Below are 1,010 nucleotides of genomic sequence, written 5' to 3'. Positions count from 1 at the left end.
ACGATGTTCGCTCCGGTGGCCTCGTCGCCGGAGAGGTCGAGCTTCTCGAAGGCGGTGATCGATGCCTGGAGCAGCGCGACGCCACCCCCGGCGACGATGCCCTCCTCGACGGCGGCCTTCGCATTCGACACCGCGTCCTCGATGCGGTGCTTCTTCTCCTTCAGCTCGACCTCGGTGGCCGCGCCGACCTTGATGACCGCGACACCACCGGCGAGCTTCGCGAGACGCTCCTGGAGCTTCTCCCGGTCGTAGTCCGAGTCCGACTTGTCGATCTCGTTACGGATCTGGCTGACCCGACCGGCGATCTGGTCGGGGTCACCCGAACCCTCGACGACGGTCGTCTCGTCCTTCGTGACGACGATCTTCCGGGCGCGGCCGAGGAGGTCCAGGGAGGTGCTCTCGAGCTTGAGGCCGACGTCTTCGGAGATGACCTGGCCGCCGGTGAGGATCGCGATGTCCCCCAGGATCGCCTTACGGCGGTCCCCGAACCCCGGCGCCTTCACCGCGACACTCTTGAACGTGCCACGGATCTTGTTGACGACCAGGGTCGCCAACGCCTCGCCCTCGACGTCCTCGGAGATGATGACCAGCGGCTTCGAGGTCTGCATGACCTTCTCCAGCAGCGGGAGCAGGTCCTTCACCGCGGCGATCTTACTGTTGACGATCAGGATGTACGGGTCGTCGAGGACGGCTTCCTGACGGTCCGCGTCGGTGACGAAGTACGGCGAGATGTAGCCCTTGTCGAAGCGCATGCCCTCGGTGAGCTCAAGCTCGAGGCCGAAGGTGTTGCTCTCCTCGACGGTGACAACGCCTTCCTTGCCGACCTTGTCGAGTGCTTCGGCGATGAGGCCGCCGATGGCCGAGTCACCGGCGGAGATCGAGGCGGTGGAGGCGATCTGCTCCTTGGTCTCGACTTCCTTGGCCTGCTTGGAGAGCTCCTCGGAGACGCGTTCGACCGCGACCTCGATGCCCTTCTTCAGGCCCAGCGGGTTCGCGCCGGCGGCCACGTT

At 65.6% G+C, this 1,010-nt stretch carries 1 protein-coding gene; it reads right to left on the bottom strand.

Translation table 11 applies throughout. The features are described from left to right. Nucleotides 1-1,010: chaperonin GroEL (gene groEL / locus NBZ85_RS31360; RefSeq protein ID WP_261563450.1), on the bottom strand; the 1,010-nt coding region annotated here is incomplete at both ends.

The sequence above is a fragment of the Frankia tisae genome, assembly GCF_025403405.1.
Lineage (GTDB): Bacteria > Actinomycetota > Actinomycetes > Frankiales > Frankiaceae > Frankia > Frankia tisai.
The sequence above is the reverse complement of the archived record's forward strand: the minus strand, read 5'-3'. Positions and strand labels throughout refer to the sequence as shown.